At 68.7% G+C, this 14,997-nt stretch carries 14 protein-coding genes; 3 read left to right on the top strand and 11 right to left on the bottom strand.

The genetic code is table 11. From position 1 onward, the window contains the following. Positions 1 to 2: 2 nt before the first annotated feature. Both QY307_09270 and QY307_09265 read right to left on the bottom strand, forming a co-directional pair. Positions 3 to 857 (bottom strand): amidohydrolase family protein, encoded by an 855-nt coding sequence (locus tag QY307_09270; GenBank protein WKZ82261.1) that lies wholly within the window; start codon positions 855 to 857, stop codon positions 3 to 5. Then, positions 854 to 2,029, bottom strand: coding sequence for an acyl-CoA dehydrogenase family protein (locus tag QY307_09265; protein WKZ82260.1), 1,176 nt, complete (start codon positions 2,027 to 2,029; stop codon positions 854 to 856). The genes QY307_09270 and QY307_09265 overlap by 4 nt, the downstream gene beginning before the upstream one ends. 68 nt (positions 2,030 to 2,097) lie before the next feature. On the opposite strand from QY307_09265, the gene QY307_09260 reads away from it, so the two are divergent. Beyond that, complete coding sequence (locus QY307_09260; GenBank protein ID WKZ82259.1) at positions 2,098 to 2,691, top strand: TetR/AcrR family transcriptional regulator; 594 nt, start codon at positions 2,098 to 2,100, stop codon at positions 2,689 to 2,691. 76 nt (positions 2,692 to 2,767) lie between these two features. On the opposite strand, the gene QY307_09255 is transcribed toward QY307_09260, so the two are convergent. The 7 genes from QY307_09255 to QY307_09225 all read right to left on the bottom strand — a co-directional run bounded on the left by QY307_09255 (position 2,768) and on the right by QY307_09225 (position 10,344). Beyond that, a complete protein-coding gene (locus tag QY307_09255) occupies positions 2,768 to 4,168 on the bottom strand; it encodes an ABC transporter substrate-binding protein (GenBank protein ID WKZ82258.1) in 1,401 nt (466 codons plus the stop codon). Between the two features lie 74 nt (positions 4,169 to 4,242). Then, entirely contained in the window at positions 4,243 to 5,445 is a 1,203-nt protein-coding gene (locus tag QY307_09250) for a branched-chain amino acid ABC transporter permease (GenBank protein WKZ82257.1), read from the bottom strand. Further along, on the bottom strand, positions 5,442 to 6,335 hold the full coding sequence (locus QY307_09245; GenBank protein WKZ82256.1) for a branched-chain amino acid ABC transporter permease: 894 nt from the start codon (positions 6,333 to 6,335) through the stop codon (positions 5,442 to 5,444). The genes QY307_09250 and QY307_09245 overlap by 4 nt, the downstream gene beginning before the upstream one ends. Next, positions 6,332 to 8,179 (bottom strand): AMP-binding protein, encoded by a 1,848-nt coding sequence (locus QY307_09240; GenBank protein WKZ82255.1) that lies wholly within the window; start codon positions 8,177 to 8,179, stop codon positions 6,332 to 6,334. The genes QY307_09245 and QY307_09240 overlap by 4 nt, the downstream gene beginning before the upstream one ends. Then, positions 8,176 to 9,015: an ABC transporter ATP-binding protein gene (locus tag QY307_09235; protein ID WKZ83787.1), complete on the bottom strand. Its 840-nt coding sequence runs from the start codon at positions 9,013 to 9,015 to the stop codon at positions 8,176 to 8,178. Before QY307_09235 ends, QY307_09240 begins: the two co-directional genes overlap by 4 nt. Further along, the gene (locus QY307_09230; protein ID WKZ82254.1) at positions 9,012 to 9,794 is read right to left on the bottom strand and encodes an ABC transporter ATP-binding protein; all 783 of its coding nucleotides are present in this window, start codon (positions 9,792 to 9,794) and stop codon (positions 9,012 to 9,014) included. The genes QY307_09235 and QY307_09230 overlap by 4 nt, the downstream gene beginning before the upstream one ends. A gap of 109 nt (positions 9,795 to 9,903) precedes the next feature. Beyond that, positions 9,904 to 10,344, bottom strand: a complete 441-nt coding sequence (locus QY307_09225; GenBank protein WKZ82253.1) for a molybdenum cofactor biosynthesis protein MoaE — start codon at positions 10,342 to 10,344, stop codon at positions 9,904 to 9,906. An 11-nt stretch (positions 10,345 to 10,355) separates the two neighbouring features. Between QY307_09225 and QY307_09220 the strand changes: the two genes are divergently transcribed. Both QY307_09220 and QY307_09215 read left to right on the top strand, forming a co-directional pair. Next, on the top strand, positions 10,356 to 11,501 hold the full coding sequence (locus QY307_09220; protein WKZ82252.1) for a trypsin-like peptidase domain-containing protein: 1,146 nt from the start codon (positions 10,356 to 10,358) through the stop codon (positions 11,499 to 11,501). After that, positions 11,498 to 12,565: a zinc-dependent metalloprotease gene (locus QY307_09215; protein ID WKZ82251.1), complete on the top strand. Its 1,068-nt coding sequence runs from the start codon at positions 11,498 to 11,500 to the stop codon at positions 12,563 to 12,565. The genes QY307_09220 and QY307_09215 overlap by 4 nt, the downstream gene beginning before the upstream one ends. Here QY307_09215 and QY307_09210 read toward each other — a convergent pair. Beyond that, positions 12,476 to 14,068, bottom strand: a complete 1,593-nt coding sequence (locus QY307_09210) for a PAS domain-containing sensor histidine kinase (protein ID WKZ82250.1) — start codon at positions 14,066 to 14,068, stop codon at positions 12,476 to 12,478. The genes QY307_09215 and QY307_09210 overlap by 90 nt on opposite strands. Positions 14,069 to 14,287: 219 nt before the next feature. Next, positions 14,288 to 14,983 (bottom strand): phosphate signaling complex protein PhoU, encoded by a 696-nt coding sequence (gene phoU / locus QY307_09205; protein ID WKZ82249.1) that lies wholly within the window; start codon positions 14,981 to 14,983, stop codon positions 14,288 to 14,290. Between the last annotated feature and the right edge of the window lie 14 nt (positions 14,984 to 14,997).

Genomic DNA, 14,997 nt, shown 5'->3' with positions numbered 1-14,997 from the left:
GATCAGGCCTCGATTCCGAGGATGCGGGCGGTGTTGCCCCGCAGGATCTTGGTGGTCGCCTCGGGCGAGAACCCGCAGTCGTAAACGTCCTGCACGGTGCGGTCGAAGGGGAGCAGCGGGTAGTCGGTTGCCCAGATCACCTTGTCCTGACCGTACCCCCCGGCGAACTCCTTCAACCGCTGCGGCCAGTGGCGGGCGGGTCGCGCCGAGGTCTCCACGTAGACGTTGGGATGCTTCCAGGCGAGCACCATCATCTCCTCCTCCCACGGGTTGCCCACATGGGTGCCCAGGATGACCAGCTCGGGGAAGGTGAGCGCCACCTCGTCCAGGTGGATGGGACGGCCGCACTCGGAGGGGAGCAGGGGCCCGGTGTGCCCCACCTGGAGCGCGATCGGGATCCCGTACTCCACGCAGGCGACGTAGAACGGCCAGTACATGCGATGGGTAGGAGGGAACGCCCAGGTGCGGCCATCGCCGAACTGGTACGGCTCCAGGCGGAACATCCGCATCCCCAGTTCCTCGACGCAGCGGCGGAACTCCCGCATCGCCGGCATCGGGTCCCTGATGTCGACGGTGAAGCACCCCACCAGGCGGTCGGGCGCCTCGGTCACATAGGCGGCGGTCTCGTCGTTGGTGACCACCCAGGTGTCGAGGAACTTGAACGACGAAGCCACACCTATGTCCACGCCGGCGTGGTCCATCTCGGCGAGCACCTGATCGAGGGTGAACCCCTGCCGGAAGCGATCCTCGACGCCGTACTTCCCGAAGATGTGCCAGAAGGAGTCGGGCCAGCGCTCGGCGGTCTCCGGCGACATGATGGACATCCAGGCATCGATCGCACCCACTCGCTCGCTCATGGAGCCTCCTCTCCTCGCATCAGGTGGCGGGAGATGATCTCCCGCTGGATCTCGGTGGTGCCGGCCCCGATGGAGAAACCGGCCACGTCGCGGTAGTAGCGCGGGATCGGGGACTCCTCCATCTGCCCGAACCCGCCATGGAGCTGCAGGATCTCGGCGGCGACGAACTGAACCGAGGATGCGGCGTGGGCCTTGGCCATCGCCACCGCCATCTCCCCGGTCGGCTCTCCCCGGTCGAGCAGGTCGGCCGACTGGTAGGCGAGCAGGCGGGTCGTCTCCAGACGGGTGGCCATCTCGGCGAAGCGATGCCGCCAGGTCTGATAGGAGGCGATGGGACGGCCGAAGGTCCGGCGCTGGGAGGAGTACTCCACCCCGAGCTCGATGAGCCGCTCCATGATCCCCACGGCGAAGGCGGCGATCACCAGCCGCTCGCCGGCGAAGTGGGACAGGATGTAGCGCATGCCGCGGCCCTCCTCCCCGACCAGGTTGGCGACCGGCACCCGGCACTCGTCGAAGAAGAGCTCGCCGGTGTCCGAGGCGCGGGATCCCAACTTGGGGAGGTTGCGGCCCACCGAGAACCCGGGGGTGTCGGTGGGGAAGGCCACCAGGGAGATGCCGGCGCTCCCCTCGCCACCGGTGCGCACCGCCAGGGTGATGAAGTCGGCACGGGTCCCGTTGGTGATGTAGGTCTTCTGGCCGGAGATGACGAAGTGGTCGCCGTCGCGTCGGGCCCGGGTGGTGATGGCGGCCACGTCGGAGCCGGCGTCGGGCTCGCTCACCCCGATGGCGCCGATCAGCTCGCCGCGAATGGCGGGCGCCAGGAACCGCTCCTTGATGTCGTCGGTGGCCTCGTCGGCGAGCACCGAGATGGCGAACTCGGACTGGGCCATGAGACCGACGGCGGTTCCCACGCTGTCCCCCTTGACCAGTTCTTCGCAGAGGACGCAGGTGGCCAGGTAGCCGCCCCCGCCCCCGCCCCACCTGGGGTCGTAACGCAGCCCGATCAGCCCGGCCGCCGAGGCCTTGCGGTACAGGTCGATGGGGATGGACCCGGCCGCCTCCCACTCGTCGGCGTTGGGGCGGATCTCCCGATCGACGAAGGACGCGACCACCGTTCGGAACTGGTCGAGGTCCTCGTCGAGGTAGCGGGAAGGCTGACGCGGGTACTGCAAGGTCTCCCCCGTGGTGAGTTCTGACCAGACTAGGATTCCGGTCAGTCGTTCGCAACAGGAGCCGCCCGTTGTCCACCGCCCCATCCGAGGTCCGTGATCGCCTGATCGCCGCCGCCGAGCACCACTTCCGGCGGTTCGGGTATCGAAGGGCCACCGTCGACGAGATGACCCGCACCGCCGAGGTGGGGAAGGGATCCTTCTACCTGCACTTCCCCTCCAAGGAGGCCGCCTACTTCGAGGTCGTCGAGAACTCGCTGGAGCGGTTCGTGGCCAGGGCGGAGGCGGCCCTGCGGGGACCGGGCACTGCACCCGACCGGCTCGGCGCCCTGGTGGCCGTCGCCGCCACCCACTACGGAGAGGACGAGCTGCTCCGCTCCTCCCTGATGGGCGAGGATCACCTGGTGGACGGTCCGGTGGCGGAACGGGCGGCCGAACTGCAGCGAGCCCGCATCCGGGGGTTGATGGCCGAGGTGCTCGCCCAGGGCCGGCGGGAGGGCTCGATCCGTCCCGGGCTCGACCCGGAGGCGGCCGCCGAGGTCCTGTTCGAGGCCGGGTGGGCGGTGGTCCGGGCCGACCTCGAAGGCCGGGCCGGCCTTCCGCTGAGCACGGCGCTGGACACCCTCAACGACGTGGTCGGCCTGGGAGTGGTCAGCAGGGCGTGATCGGCGAGCGGAATCGAGAAGGGGGGAGCGGCCCTAAGGCCGCTCCCCCCTTCATCATCCGATCAGGCGTCGTCGATCAGCTGCTCGGTGCGTAGCACGGAGCCGACATGTCGTACTCCGCAGCCACCTCGCTGACGAAGAACTCGGTCACGGCACTCGACCCGTCGGGCGACTCCGCATCGGGCACGTTGATGATCGTGTTGCGCTCGATGTTGTCGTTCGCCGACCCGGTGTAGGACCGGTCGGGCAGCATTCCGGCGTAGTCGACGCCCTCCAGCGACCTGGCGATCGCAGCCAGGTTGGCCCTGGTCAGGTCGTTGTCGGCGATGGCCTGCTGCAGAACGGCAAGCATCGGGTACTGCCAGGTCCAGCCGGCGATGTATCCGCCGTTGGGGGACTGGCCGCTCGCCTCGGCGGCCGCTCGCAGTGCGGCGTGGCCGTCGCTGTCGTACCCCCACCCGCCCCACGGGACGGTCTGGAAGAACACGGCTTCCAGCACCGGGAACACCGGGCTCTGGGTCAGGGCCACGTTCCAGGTGGGCCCGGCGCCCATGGCCTTGAAGGTCATGTAGCCGGCCTGGGCCAGCCCGCCGATCACCGTCGCCATCTCGGTGGGACCGGTGACGAACACGATCAGATCCGGCTGTGCAGCCAGCAGAACAGGAATCGTCTCGGTGTAGTCACCGCCGGCCGACTGGGGGATCTGCAGGATCTCCAGCGGGTCGGCGAAGCCAAGTGCAGCGGCGGCGATCTTGGCGCCGGCAGCGTAGTCGCCGCCGTAGTCGCCGGGGAACGCCACGAGCGCCCACGAGATCTCGGTGCCCATGGTGTCGGCCACGTACGACATCCCGTTCATGCCCTCGATGCAGTACGAGGCGCCCGACTCGAGGATCAGGCCGCCATCGACGTCGCTGAAGGCCCAGCCCGACCACCAGGTGGCGGGCATGACCACGGTCTCGTCGGCGGCGATGTCGGGCAGCGCCGCCTGGGTCTGGGGAGTTCCCAGGACCTGGGCCATGGCCAGCACCCGGTCACGCATCCCCAGGTAGCCCTGGACGGTGTCCTCTCCGCGGTAGTGGGCGTCGAAGGTGTTCTCGGGCGAGATGATCACGTCGAACCCGTCGAGGCCACCCCCGGCGTTGATCGTGGTCCAGAAGTCCTCCTGGGCCTGGGTGAGCGGCACCGCCAGCGGGGCGAACGGACCGTCGGTCAGGTCCGAGATCACCCCGAGGTAGATGCAGCCGTTGCCCTCGTTCACGGCGTCGGAACACGGCGCCGGGGTGACCCCGGTGTCGTAGGCGAGCGCCGCCGCCGTGGTCGTGGTCTCACCTGCCGTGGTGGTCGTCTCCTCGCCCCCGGCGGTCGTTGTGGTTTCGGCGGCGGTGGTGGTCGTGCCGGCGTCGTCGTCGCCGCAGGCCGTGGCCACCAGCGCCAGGGCCATCACGAGGCCCAGCGTCGCGAGCCATCGTCTCTTCATGTCCTATTCCTCCCTGGTTTGTCGCTGTGAAGCGCGGGGCCGGAGACCGGCCCGCCCCCACACTATCCGACCGCTCAGTAACTGAACGGCCAAGCCCTCCAATAGTTTCGCACCCTGATCCAGATCCCGTAAAGGCCCAGGGGCTCGAAGATGAGGAATCCGACGATCAACCCGCCGAACAGGATCTGCTCGAACTGGGCGGCGGTGACGAATCCCCCCACCGACGACTCCGAGATGAACCCGAAGATCCAGAACTGGGCCATCCACTGGACGATCCGGGGGAGGAAGGTGATGAACACCGCCCCCATGATCGACCCCGACACCGTGGCCACCCCGCCGATCAGGACCATGGCGATGTACTCGATCGAGAGCAGCAGGCTGAACGACTCGGGCTGCAGCCGTCCGATGGCGGCGTACAGCAGCGCCCCGGCGATCCCGGCGTAGAACGAAGAGACCACGAAGGCGATCATCTTGTAGCGGGAGAGAGAGATCCCCATCATCTCGGCGGCGATGTCGCGATCGCGCACCGCGGCCAGTGCCCGTCCCACCCGCGACCTGGCCAGGTTGCGGGCGGTGAGGCCGAGGACGATAAGCAGGGCGAGGCCGAGGAAGTACAGCTTCTGCGTCCTGCTGAGGAACAGCCCGAACACCTCGCCGTCCTGGTCGAAGCGGAACCCGAGCAGCGAAGGCGCACCGGTCTCGCGTCCGATGCCCACCCCGCCGGTGTAGGTCTCGGCCTCGCGAAAGAAGTGCCCGCCCAGGATGACGAGACCGAGGGTGACGAAAGCCAGATACAGCCCGCGCAGCTTTGACGAGATGGGAGCGACCAGGAACCCGAGTAGGGCGGCCACCAGCCCGGCTGCGGGGAGCCAGATGATCATGTCGAGCCCGTAGCCGACGAGGAGCACGATCTCCCCGGCCTCGCCGGTGGCGGGGTCGATCACGGTGCGCGTGACCTCGGCACCACCGAGCACCGCCCCGGTGAACGCCCCGATCCCGAGGAAGAAGGCGTGCCCCAGGGAGACCTGGCCGGCGTACCCGGTGGCGATGTTGAGGCCGATCGCCCCGATCGAGGCGAACATTGCAGTGGTGCCCAGCAAGAGAAGGTCGCCGGCGAGCGAGAACCTGAGCAGTCCGGGGATGAGCGGCAGGGTGCCGCCCAGGCCGAGGACCACCACCGCCACCAGGAGCACCGCCAGCCAGAACCGCTGCACGTTGGTGCGGAAGATGGCGGCGTCGGAGCGGTAGTCGGCCACCAGGCCGGGGCGGCGCCTCATACCCGCTCCACCTCCTTGGTCCCGAACAGGCCGTAGGGGCGGACCAGGAGCACGACGAACATCACCAGGTACGGAACCACCTGGGAGAACTGTCTTCCCAGGAACTCGGCGTACTGGGGTTGGTAGGTTCCGGAGAGGCTCTCGGCGATCCCGATCACCAGGGCGCCGACGATGGCCCCCGCGATCGAATCGAGCCCCCCGACCACGACGACCGGCAGCGCCTTCAGAGCCATCACGCTCGCCGACCGGTCGAGGCCGATCCCGGACCCGATGAACACTCCACCCAGCATCGCCAACGCCGCCCCCAGCGCCCAGGAGAGGGCGAAGACGGTGCTCACCGAAACCCCCTGGGTGAGTGCGACCTCCTGGTCGAACGCCGTGGCCCGCATCGCCAGCCCCATCCGGGACCGCTTGAAGAAGGTGATGAGAACCGCCACCACCACGATCGTGGCAACCACTGCCGCGATCTGGCGGTGGGCCAGGACCACGGAACCGACCTTCACCACCTGGATCCCCCAGGGATCGCCCACAGGGCGGATCTCGACCCCCATAAGGTCGAGGGCGACGATGGTGAGCACCGTGTTGAGTCCGATGGTCATGATCGCCACCGAGAACACCGGCTTGCCCACCATCGGCCGCAGGGCGACGCGCTCCACGACGACGCCGGTGGCGGCGGCGAGCAGGGCGGCCGCCAGGAGGGCCAGCCAGAAGCTCCACTCGAGGACCGTGGCGAAGTACACCACCCAGTACGCACCGAGCAGCAGCAACGCCGGCTGGGCAAAGTTGAGCACCTGGGTCGACTTGTAGATGATCACGAACCCGAGGGCGATCAGGGCGTAGATGGAGGCGAGCGCCACCCCGTTGAACAGGGCCTGGAGGAACTGGGTCATCGGTACATCGACTCGATCAGATCGGCGAACCGCTCCTCGATCACCGACCGCTTCACCTTCTGGGTGGCGGTCAGCTCTCCGTCCTCGTGGTCGAGCTCCTTGGTGATCAGGCGAAACGCCTTGACCTGCTCGACCCGGGCGAACTTCTCATTGGCAGCGTCGATCGCCTTCTGCACCAGCTTCTCCACCTCGGGCTTCTCGGAGAGGTCCCGGTAGGTGGTGTGGGGGATGCGGTGCTTCTGAGCCCATTCGGAGGTGACCTCGTAGTCGATACCGATGAGAGCCGTCAGGTACTTGCGGCGGTCACCGATGACGATCGCCTCCTTGATGAACGGCGAGGCCTTGATCGTGTTCTCGATCTCCGAGGGCGACACGTTCTTCCCGCCGCTGGTGATGATGATGTCCTTGATCCGGTCGATGATGCGGATGTGGGTGCCGTCCACCCACTCCCCCACGTCGCCGGTGTGGAGCCAGCCTCCGGCATCGATGGCAGCCGCCGTGGCCTCAGGCATGTTCCAGTACCCGGCGAACACCGCCGGATGGCGGGTGAGGATCTCCCCGGTCTCCGGGTCCAGCTTCAGATCGCACCCCGGATACGGCTCACCGACGGTCCCCAGCTTGGCCCGGCCCGGCCGGTTGACGGTGGCGACCCCGGAGTTCTCGGTCATCCCGTAGGCCTCGTACAGGGGCACCCCGATCCCCATGAAGAACTCGAGGATCTCCGGGGCGATCGGAGCCGCAGCCGACACGGCGAAACGCACCCGGCGCAGGCCGACACGCTCCCGCAGCGAGCGGAAGAGGAAGACGTCGCCGAGGCGGCTCAACACCCTGGTCATCAACGAATGCCTGCCCTCGCGCTCCACGAGCCTGCGCCCGACGTACCGGCCCACCGCCAGCCAAACGGCGGCGTTGATCCGCTTCAGCCGCGACGCCGACGCCAGACGCACGTTGATGGCGGCGTGGATCCGCTCCCAGATCCGGGGCACCCCCTGGACCACCGTCGGCTGGACGTCGCGCATGTCGGCGACCAGGGTGTCGAGCGACTCCCCGAAGTGGATGGGGACGCCCCGGCCGGTGCTGAACACCACCGAGAAGAGCTTCTCGTAGATGTGGCACAACGGCAGGTAGGAGACGATGAGGTCGTCGGGCCCGGCCGGTGGGCTGACGATCCCGTGGTCGCCCCCGATCTCTTCGTTGGCGTAGTCGAGGTTGCGCAGGGTGAGCATCACCCCCTTGGGCGGGCCGGTGGTCCCCGACGTGTACACCAGGTAGGCGAGGTCGTCCAGCGACGCCCTCGCCATCACCTCGTCCAGCGCCTCGGGGTGCGCCTGACGGTGGGCGCGGCCCGACTCCAGGAACTCGTCCCACGAGATCAGCCTCGGGTCGTCGAGTGTGTCGACTCCCCGGTGCTCGATGTAGATGATCCTCTCCAGGCCGGGGAGGTGTGAAGGATCGATGGCCAGAACCTTGTCGGCCTGCTCCTGATCCTCCACCACGAGGAGGCGTGACCCCGAGTCCTTCAGCAGGTACTCGACCTCGGAGGTCGGGTTGGTCGGATACAGGCCCATGCAGACCGCACCCGCAGTCAGGCAGCCGAGATCGGTGTACAACCACTCGGGGCGGTTGTCGGAGTGGATCGCCACCCGGTCGCCGTGCTCGATCCCGGCGGCGAGCAGGGCATGGGCGAACGCCGAGGCGTGGTCCCAGAACTCGGCCCAGGTGATCTCCTTCCAGATGCCGCGGCTCTTCGCCCGCAGGGCGATTCGGTCGGGCATGTGCCCGGCGAGGTCGCGCAGCCGGCTCGCCGGGCTGGCGACACCAACCCGTGAAGAAACGGTGGTCATGCTGCTCCTCCTTCTGCAGTCCCGTGCTCCTGGCCCAGGTAGGCGGCGATCACCTCACGGTTGCCTTGGATCTCGGCAGGTGGCCCCACGGCGATCGGCCGGCCGAAGTCGATCGCCAGCACCGTGTCCGCCAGGTCCATCACCAGCCTCATGTCGTGGTCGACGAGGATGATCCCGATCCCCAGCTCTCGCTTCACGTCGCTTATGTAGCGGGCCATGTCCTCGGTCTCCTCCAGGTTCATCCCTGCCGCAGGCTCGTCCAGCAGCAGCAACCTGGGGGCCATCGCCAGCGCCCGACCCAGCTCGACGCGCTTCTGGATCCCATAGGGAAGCATGGCAACGTAGGACTTGCGGTGCTGTTCGATGCCGAGGAACTCGACGATCCCCTCCACCACCTCCCGGTTGCGAGCCTCTTCCCGGGCGGCGCGTCCGATGCGCAGCATCGCCGAGGGGGTCCCGTAGCGGAGGTGCTGGTGACGGCCGAGCATCAGGTTGTCCACCACCGTCAGCTGGGGGAACAGCTCGATGTTCTGGAAGGTGCGGGCGATGCCCAGGTCGGCGATGCGATCCGGCCGCATCCCGATCAGGTCCCGGCCTTCGAAGCGTATCGAGCCCTCCTGGGGGTGGTACACGCCGCTGATGCAGTTGAAGATCGAGGTCTTGCCGGCTCCGTTGGGGCCGATCACGGCGAACAGCTCGCCGCGATGGACGGTGAACGAGACGCCATCGATCGCCTTGAGCCCGGCGAAGGCGAGGTGGATCCCGTCGACCTCGAGCAACCGCTCGCCGTCGGCAGGGGCCGCAGGGAGGATCTCCGAGAGCAGTAACGCCCTCACGACAGCCACCGCTTCTTGCGCCGGTAGTGCTTGACGTCGGCGAACGACTTGACCCCCTCGGCGGAGAGGCCCAGGTAGAACTCGCGCACGTCCTCGTCCTCGAGCAGCTCGGCGGAAGGTCGGTCCATCACGATCTTGCCGGTCTCCATGATGTAGCCATGAGATGCGATGGAGAGAGCCATCGAGGCGTTCTGCTCGACCAGCAGCACGCCGGTCCCCTGTCGGTTGATCTCCACGATGATGTCCCGGATCTGCTGCACCAGCAGTGGGGCCAGACCCAGGCTGGGCTCGTCGAGCAGAAGGTAGCGAGGGCTGGACATCAGTGCCCGGCCGATCGCCAGCATCTGCTGCTGTCCGCCGCTCAGGTAGCCGGCGGTGAACCGGGGCCGCTCCGACAGCTGGGGGAACAGCGAGTAGACCCGTTCCAGGTTGGCCTTCAAGTTCTTGCGGGAGGTGTGGGCACCCAGGTGCAGGTTCTCCTCGACGGTGAGCTCGGCGAGTATTCGCCTCCCTTCGAGCACCTGGCTGATCCCCATCCGGACCAGGCGAGCCGGGGGAAGATGGTCGATCCGCTCGCCGTCGAGGCTGATCTGACCCTTGGTGATGTCACCCCGGTGCACATCGAGGAGGCCGCCGATCGCCCGCAGGGCGGTGGTCTTTCCGGCGCCGTTGGCGCCGAGGAGGGCGATGATCGACCCCTCCGGCACCTGGAAGGAGACGCCGCGCAGCACCAGGATGACGTCGCTGTATACGACTTCTACGTTCTTGAGGGCCAGCATGACGCGCCCGAACCTCCTGGCTCGTGCGGGAGGTTACACAACCCGGCCCCGGGCTGCTCGGCCCGAACCCTCGAGGCCGGCGGCGGCACCAGGACGACGGACGGCGCACTCAGCCGCCGGCCACCCACTCCGCCCCCCCGGGCCAGTGCTCCTTCTTCCAGATCGGTGCCGACGCCTTGAGCTCGTCGATGAGGGCGGCGCCGGCGGAGAAGGCGTCGCTCCGGTGGGCTGCCGATACGGCCACGCCCACGGCCACATCCCCCACATCCAGCGAGCCGGTTCGGTGCACGACGGCCACCCGCACCAGCGTCCAGCGCTCCCTGACCGAGGAGATCAGGTCCGAGATGTGGCGCTCCACCACCTCGGGATACGCCTCGTACTCGAGGCGGGTCACGCCCTGGCGGCCGACCGAGTGGTCGCGAACCGTTCCCAGGAACAGCACCGAGGCGCCGGCAGCGGGGTCGGCGACGTGATCGAGGAGACGAGCGGGCTCGATGACGGCGTCCGAGACCGCCACCTGGTCGCCTCCGGGTACCCGCGGGCCACTCATACAATCACCACGTGGCCGACACTACTCAGGAGGGCGCCCTTCCCGGCGAGCCGGTCGAGATCGCCCTCTTTCCCGAGCTGGCGAGACCGGTCGCGACCGAATCCAGCAGGCGCAGCCCGCCGCGCTGGCTGGCCGCCGTGGGCCTGGCCGCATTGTCCGCCCTGATCGGGGCCGGGGCCGCCACCGCAGTCCTTATGGCGGCCGACGAGACAACGGCGCCTCCGGCGCCCATCGCCACCGGCAGCGCCGCCGAGGTCGCCGCCGCGGTGCTGCCCTCGATCGTCACCGTCGAGGTGGACGACACCGACGACGAGGAGTTCTTCGCCACCTCGTCGGGTTCGGGCGTGGTGTTCTCCGCCGATGGCACGATCGTCACCAACCAGCATGTCGTGGACGGTGCCATCGAGGTGCGCGTCGTGTTCTCCGACGGGCGCTCCTACCCGGCGACGGTGCTCGGGGCAGATGCCCTCACCGACCTGGCGGTGGTCCAGATCGGGGCCACCGGGCTCACCCCGATAGTCATCGGCTCATCCCAGGCGATGGCCATCGGTGACGTCGCCGTCGCCGTGGGCAGCCCGCTCGGCCTCGAGGGCGGTCCGTCGGTGACCGTCGGGGTGGTATCGGCGTTCGACAGGAGGGTGAGTACGCCCGGAAGCGAGCTGTTCGGGATGCTCCAGACCGACGCCCCGATCACCCGCGGCTCCAGCGGCGGTGCACTGGTCGATGCCGGGGGACGGCTCATCGGGATCACCTCGGCGATCGGGATCAGCGACGTGGGCGCCGAAGGGCTCGGCTTCGCCATTCCGGTGGAGATGGTGCAGCGCATCACCGACGAGATCATCGCCGACGGAGCGGTGCACCACGCCTTCCTGGGGATCGGGGGTACCACCCACTTCGAAGAACAGGGTGACGGATCGACGATCCCTGCAGGGGTCGAGGTGGCCGAGGTCATGGCGGGCACCGCCGCCGAGGCCGCCGGTCTCCATGTGGGCGACCTGATCGTGGCTGTCGAAGGCGAGAAGCTGTCCACGATGGAGCAGCTCGTGGTTCGGATCAGGCTCTACCGCGTCGACGACCAGGTGACGGTCACGCTGATTCGCGACGGCGCCGAGATCCAGGCCGACGTGACGCTGATGGAGCGACCGGAGGGCGTGTGACCGACAATCTCTTCGACCGGCTCGCCGACCTGCTGCGGTCTGCGGGCCCGGTCAACTGGCGGCTGGCGCGCGAGATCGCAGAATCATCGGCGGGGCAGGCAGAGCCGGTCGACCCGTGGCTGGCCGAGGAGTTTCGCGAGCTGGCCGCCACGGCGGCGAACCACGTGGCGGCGGTCTCGTCGTTCGACCCGGTACCCCTGGCGGCACGGCTCGAGGTGTTCGATCGCCGCGGGTGGGCAAGCGGCCGCGTCGAGGACCTTGCGCCGCTGGCGGTGCCCCTGGCCGCCCGCCTCGGGGCGGACACCGGGCCCGAGATGCTCCAGGCGCTGGGCCCCGCCATGGTGGGGCTGCAGGTCGGGGGCCTCGTCGGCGCCGCCTCGCATCACGTCCTGGGTGGTTTCGACCTGGGCCTGCCCGGCGCCGGGGCGCCGCCGGCCCTCGTTGTTCCCAACGTGGAAGGGTTCGCCCTGGCACACGGCCTCGATCCGCTCCAGGTGCGCCTGTGGGCGGTCACGCGGGAGGTATCCCACCACGCAGCACTCGCCGTGCCATGGGTTGGCGAACAGGCGAGGCGAACCCTCGCCGCCTTCGTCGAAGGCCTCGAGACCGACGCCGATGCCCTCGGAGACCGCCTGGCGGCGCTCCAGGACCCCGAAGCCCTGCAGCGTCTCGTCGAGGAGGGTGGGATCACCGCCGGGCTCGCTCCCGGGCCCGCCGCCCTCGAATCCCTGGAGGGGATGCGCGCAGTGATGGCGTTGATCGACGGTTACGGCGAGCACCTGGTGGACCGTGCCCTTCCCGGGCTGGTTCCGCAGTCGGAGGCGATCCGGGAGGCGGTCGATCGGTCGCGCAGCACCGCCTCACCGGACGAGGTCATGCTCGCCCGGATGATCGGGCTCGACCTGAAGCGTCCCGGGTATCGGACGGGGACCGCATTCTGCGCCGAGGTCTCCAGGCGATGGGGCGACGAGGCCCTAGAGCGAGTCTGGCAGGAGCCCGGCGCCCTGCCCGACGCCGTCGAGGTCGCCGACCCCGTCGGATGGGCGGCGCGAGTCCTCCTCTGAGTCGCCGGCGAGATCGGCTTCGACGGCGGGCAGGGTGAGCACGAAGCGGTTCTGCTCCCCGACCCGGTCATGGTGCAGGTCGCCGCCCATTCGCTGGGCGAGACGACGCGAGATCGCCAGGCCGAGCCCGATCGAGCCCGGCTGGGTCCCCTGGCTGCCCGTCGTGTAGAACGACTCGAACATTGCGCGACGCACGTCGGGTGAGATCGGGTCTCCGTGATCGGCGACGACGATTCCCACCGTGCCTTCGCCGACCTCGAGGTGCACCGAGACCGGAGGTTTCCCGTACTTGGAGGCGTTGCTCACCAGGTTGCGCAGGATCTGTCGAACCCTCGACCCGTCGCCGCGTCCAACGGCCCCTGGAGGGACGCCCAGGGAGACGCCCACCCAGTCCATGGAGCGGACGGTGGCCTCGGCCGCTCCGAAGATGTCGACGACCTCGTCGTGGACCACCAGCTCCTGGTTGTCGAGACGGGCGGCGGTGAGCAGATCCTCCACGATGGTCGCCAGGTCATGAGCCTGCTCGGCGGCAAGGGCGAGAAGATCCTCGGCCTCGTCGCCGACACCGGTCACCAGGAGATCGAGACACCCGACCACGGCGGTCAACGGTGTCCTCAGCTCGTGGCTGACGGCGGCGATCAGCTCCGACTTGGACTGGACCAGCTCGCGCAGCCGGTCCATGTGCTCGACCTCCGATGTGATGTCCTGGAGCTCACCCTCGAAGCACACCACCTCACCGCTCTCGTCGCGAACCATGTGGGTGCGATCCCGCACCCAGATGATCCGACCGTCGGCACGCCGGAAGCGAAGATCGGACACCAGTGGGCTCCCCTCGGTGGCCAGCCTCTCTCGAAGCCGGTGGAGGTCGGCCGGATCGAGCATGAAAGGCTGCACTTGTCTGCCCAGGACCGAGTCGAGCGGTACTCCCAGGATGTCGGCCAGAGCCTGGTTGGCGTCGAGCAGTTCCCCGGACACGCTGGTGCGGTACAGGCCCACAGGTACCCGGTCGAAGAGGTCGCGGAACCGGCGATCTCCGCCGGCGATCTCCACGGCCTGGCGCTGGAGGCCCTGGCGCAGCGACACCACCAGCCAGGAACCGATCAACGCCCCGCTCGTGTACGAGATGGCGAAGAACACCAGGACGGAGTCGGATGCGATCTGGCGCAGGACGATGATGCCGCAGACGGTCAACGCTGCGACCATCACCGGGATTCGGCGCCGCTCCTCGAACACCCCGAAGACCACCGGGCCGGCGGTGAGGGTCCCGGCGAGCAACCCGACCGAGATGTGATCGGGGACGACGCCCCCGAGGATCGGGGTGACGATGGCCACGGCGAGCACCAGTCGCGCCGGAGTTCGCGGGTCGCCCACCCCGGACAACAGAGCCGCCGCCCAGATGCCGGGCGAGACCACCAGCGCCGGCCACAGCTCGGGCACTCCGAGGGCGGCGGCGATGCCCAGTCCGACCCACGCCACCGCCGACATCCCCACGCTCGCCCTCACCCACCTGGCCACGAGCGCGGCCGTCTCGGGTGGCGGCGCGCCGCCTCCCGACGAACGACGAAGAATCGTGCCCTTCCTCACCCGATGTGCATCGGATCGCCGGGGGCCATCCTTGACGGTCAACGGGTCACGATCGCCCGGGATCGGGGTTCTCCTCACACCCGGGGCATCACCGCGACGCCTCGAGAGGCGGCAGCTCCGGCCGACCCTGCGATCAGGTCACGCCTCGTCGCGCACCGCCACCGGATCGCCGTCTTCGGGGAACTCGCCGGTGGCGATGAACACCACGTGCTCGGCGATGTTCACCGCGTGGTCGGCGATCCGCTCCAGGTAGCGCCCGACACGCGACAGCTCGATGGCCAGATCGAATCCCATGTCGTCGGCGTTCCTGGCGATGGCGGCGTACACCTCGCCGGTGAGGTTGTCCACCTCGTCGTCGCCGGCCTCGATGCGCACCGCCCCTGAGGGATCCAGAGCAGCCAGCACCTCGAGGCCGTCGGCGAACAGGTCGGTGGAGGCCCGGGAGATGCGGGCGACGAGGGACTGCACCCCCGGAGGCAAGGTGTACCCGTCGCGGCGGAGAAGGCCCTTGGCGGCGTTCACCGCAAGGTCGCCGGACCGTTCGATCTCATAGAGGATCCTCGTCGCCGAGACCAGAAAGCGAAGGTCGCCGGCCACTGGCTGCTGGCGAGCCATGATCTCGAACACGCGATGTTCCAGGGCGGAGTAGCGCCGATCGATCTCCTCGTCGCCAGCCACGACGGCACGGGCCAGATCGAGGCGATTCTCCAGGATCGCCTCGCTCATCCGCCTGCTGTTCTCCAACACCAGGGCGCCGAGCTCGGTCATGCCACGATGGACCTCGTCGAGGCTCTCGGTGAAGTTGTGGCGGGATTCGGACTGCGGAATCGGCATCTCTTGTCCCTCTC

This window comes from Acidimicrobiia bacterium (genome assembly GCA_030584185.1).
Taxonomy (GTDB): Bacteria; Actinomycetota; Acidimicrobiia; order Spongiisociales; family UBA11373.
The sequence above is the reverse complement of the archived record's forward strand: the minus strand, read 5'-3'. Positions and strand labels throughout refer to the sequence as shown.

Coding starts and splice junctions, on each gene's coding strand:
- QY307_09270 (WKZ82261.1), bottom strand. CDS start 857: ATGAGCGAGCGAGTGGGTGCGATCGATGCCTGGATGTCCATCATGTCG.
- QY307_09255 (WKZ82258.1), bottom strand. CDS start 4,168: ATGAAGAGACGATGGCTCGCGACGCTGGGCCTCGTGATGGCCCTGGCG.
- QY307_09250 (WKZ82257.1), bottom strand. CDS start 5,445: ATGAGGCGCCGCCCCGGCCTGGTGGCCGACTACCGCTCCGACGCCGCC.
- QY307_09245 (WKZ82256.1), bottom strand. CDS start 6,335: ATGACCCAGTTCCTCCAGGCCCTGTTCAACGGGGTGGCGCTCGCCTCC.
- QY307_09240 (WKZ82255.1), bottom strand. CDS start 8,179: ATGACCACCGTTTCTTCACGGGTTGGTGTCGCCAGCCCGGCGAGCCGG.
- QY307_09230 (WKZ82254.1), bottom strand. CDS start 9,794: ATGCTGGCCCTCAAGAACGTAGAAGTCGTATACAGCGACGTCATCCTG.
- QY307_09225 (WKZ82253.1), bottom strand. CDS start 10,344: ATGAGTGGCCCGCGGGTACCCGGAGGCGACCAGGTGGCGGTCTCGGAC.
- phoU (WKZ82249.1), bottom strand. CDS start 14,983: ATGCCGATTCCGCAGTCCGAATCCCGCCACAACTTCACCGAGAGCCTC.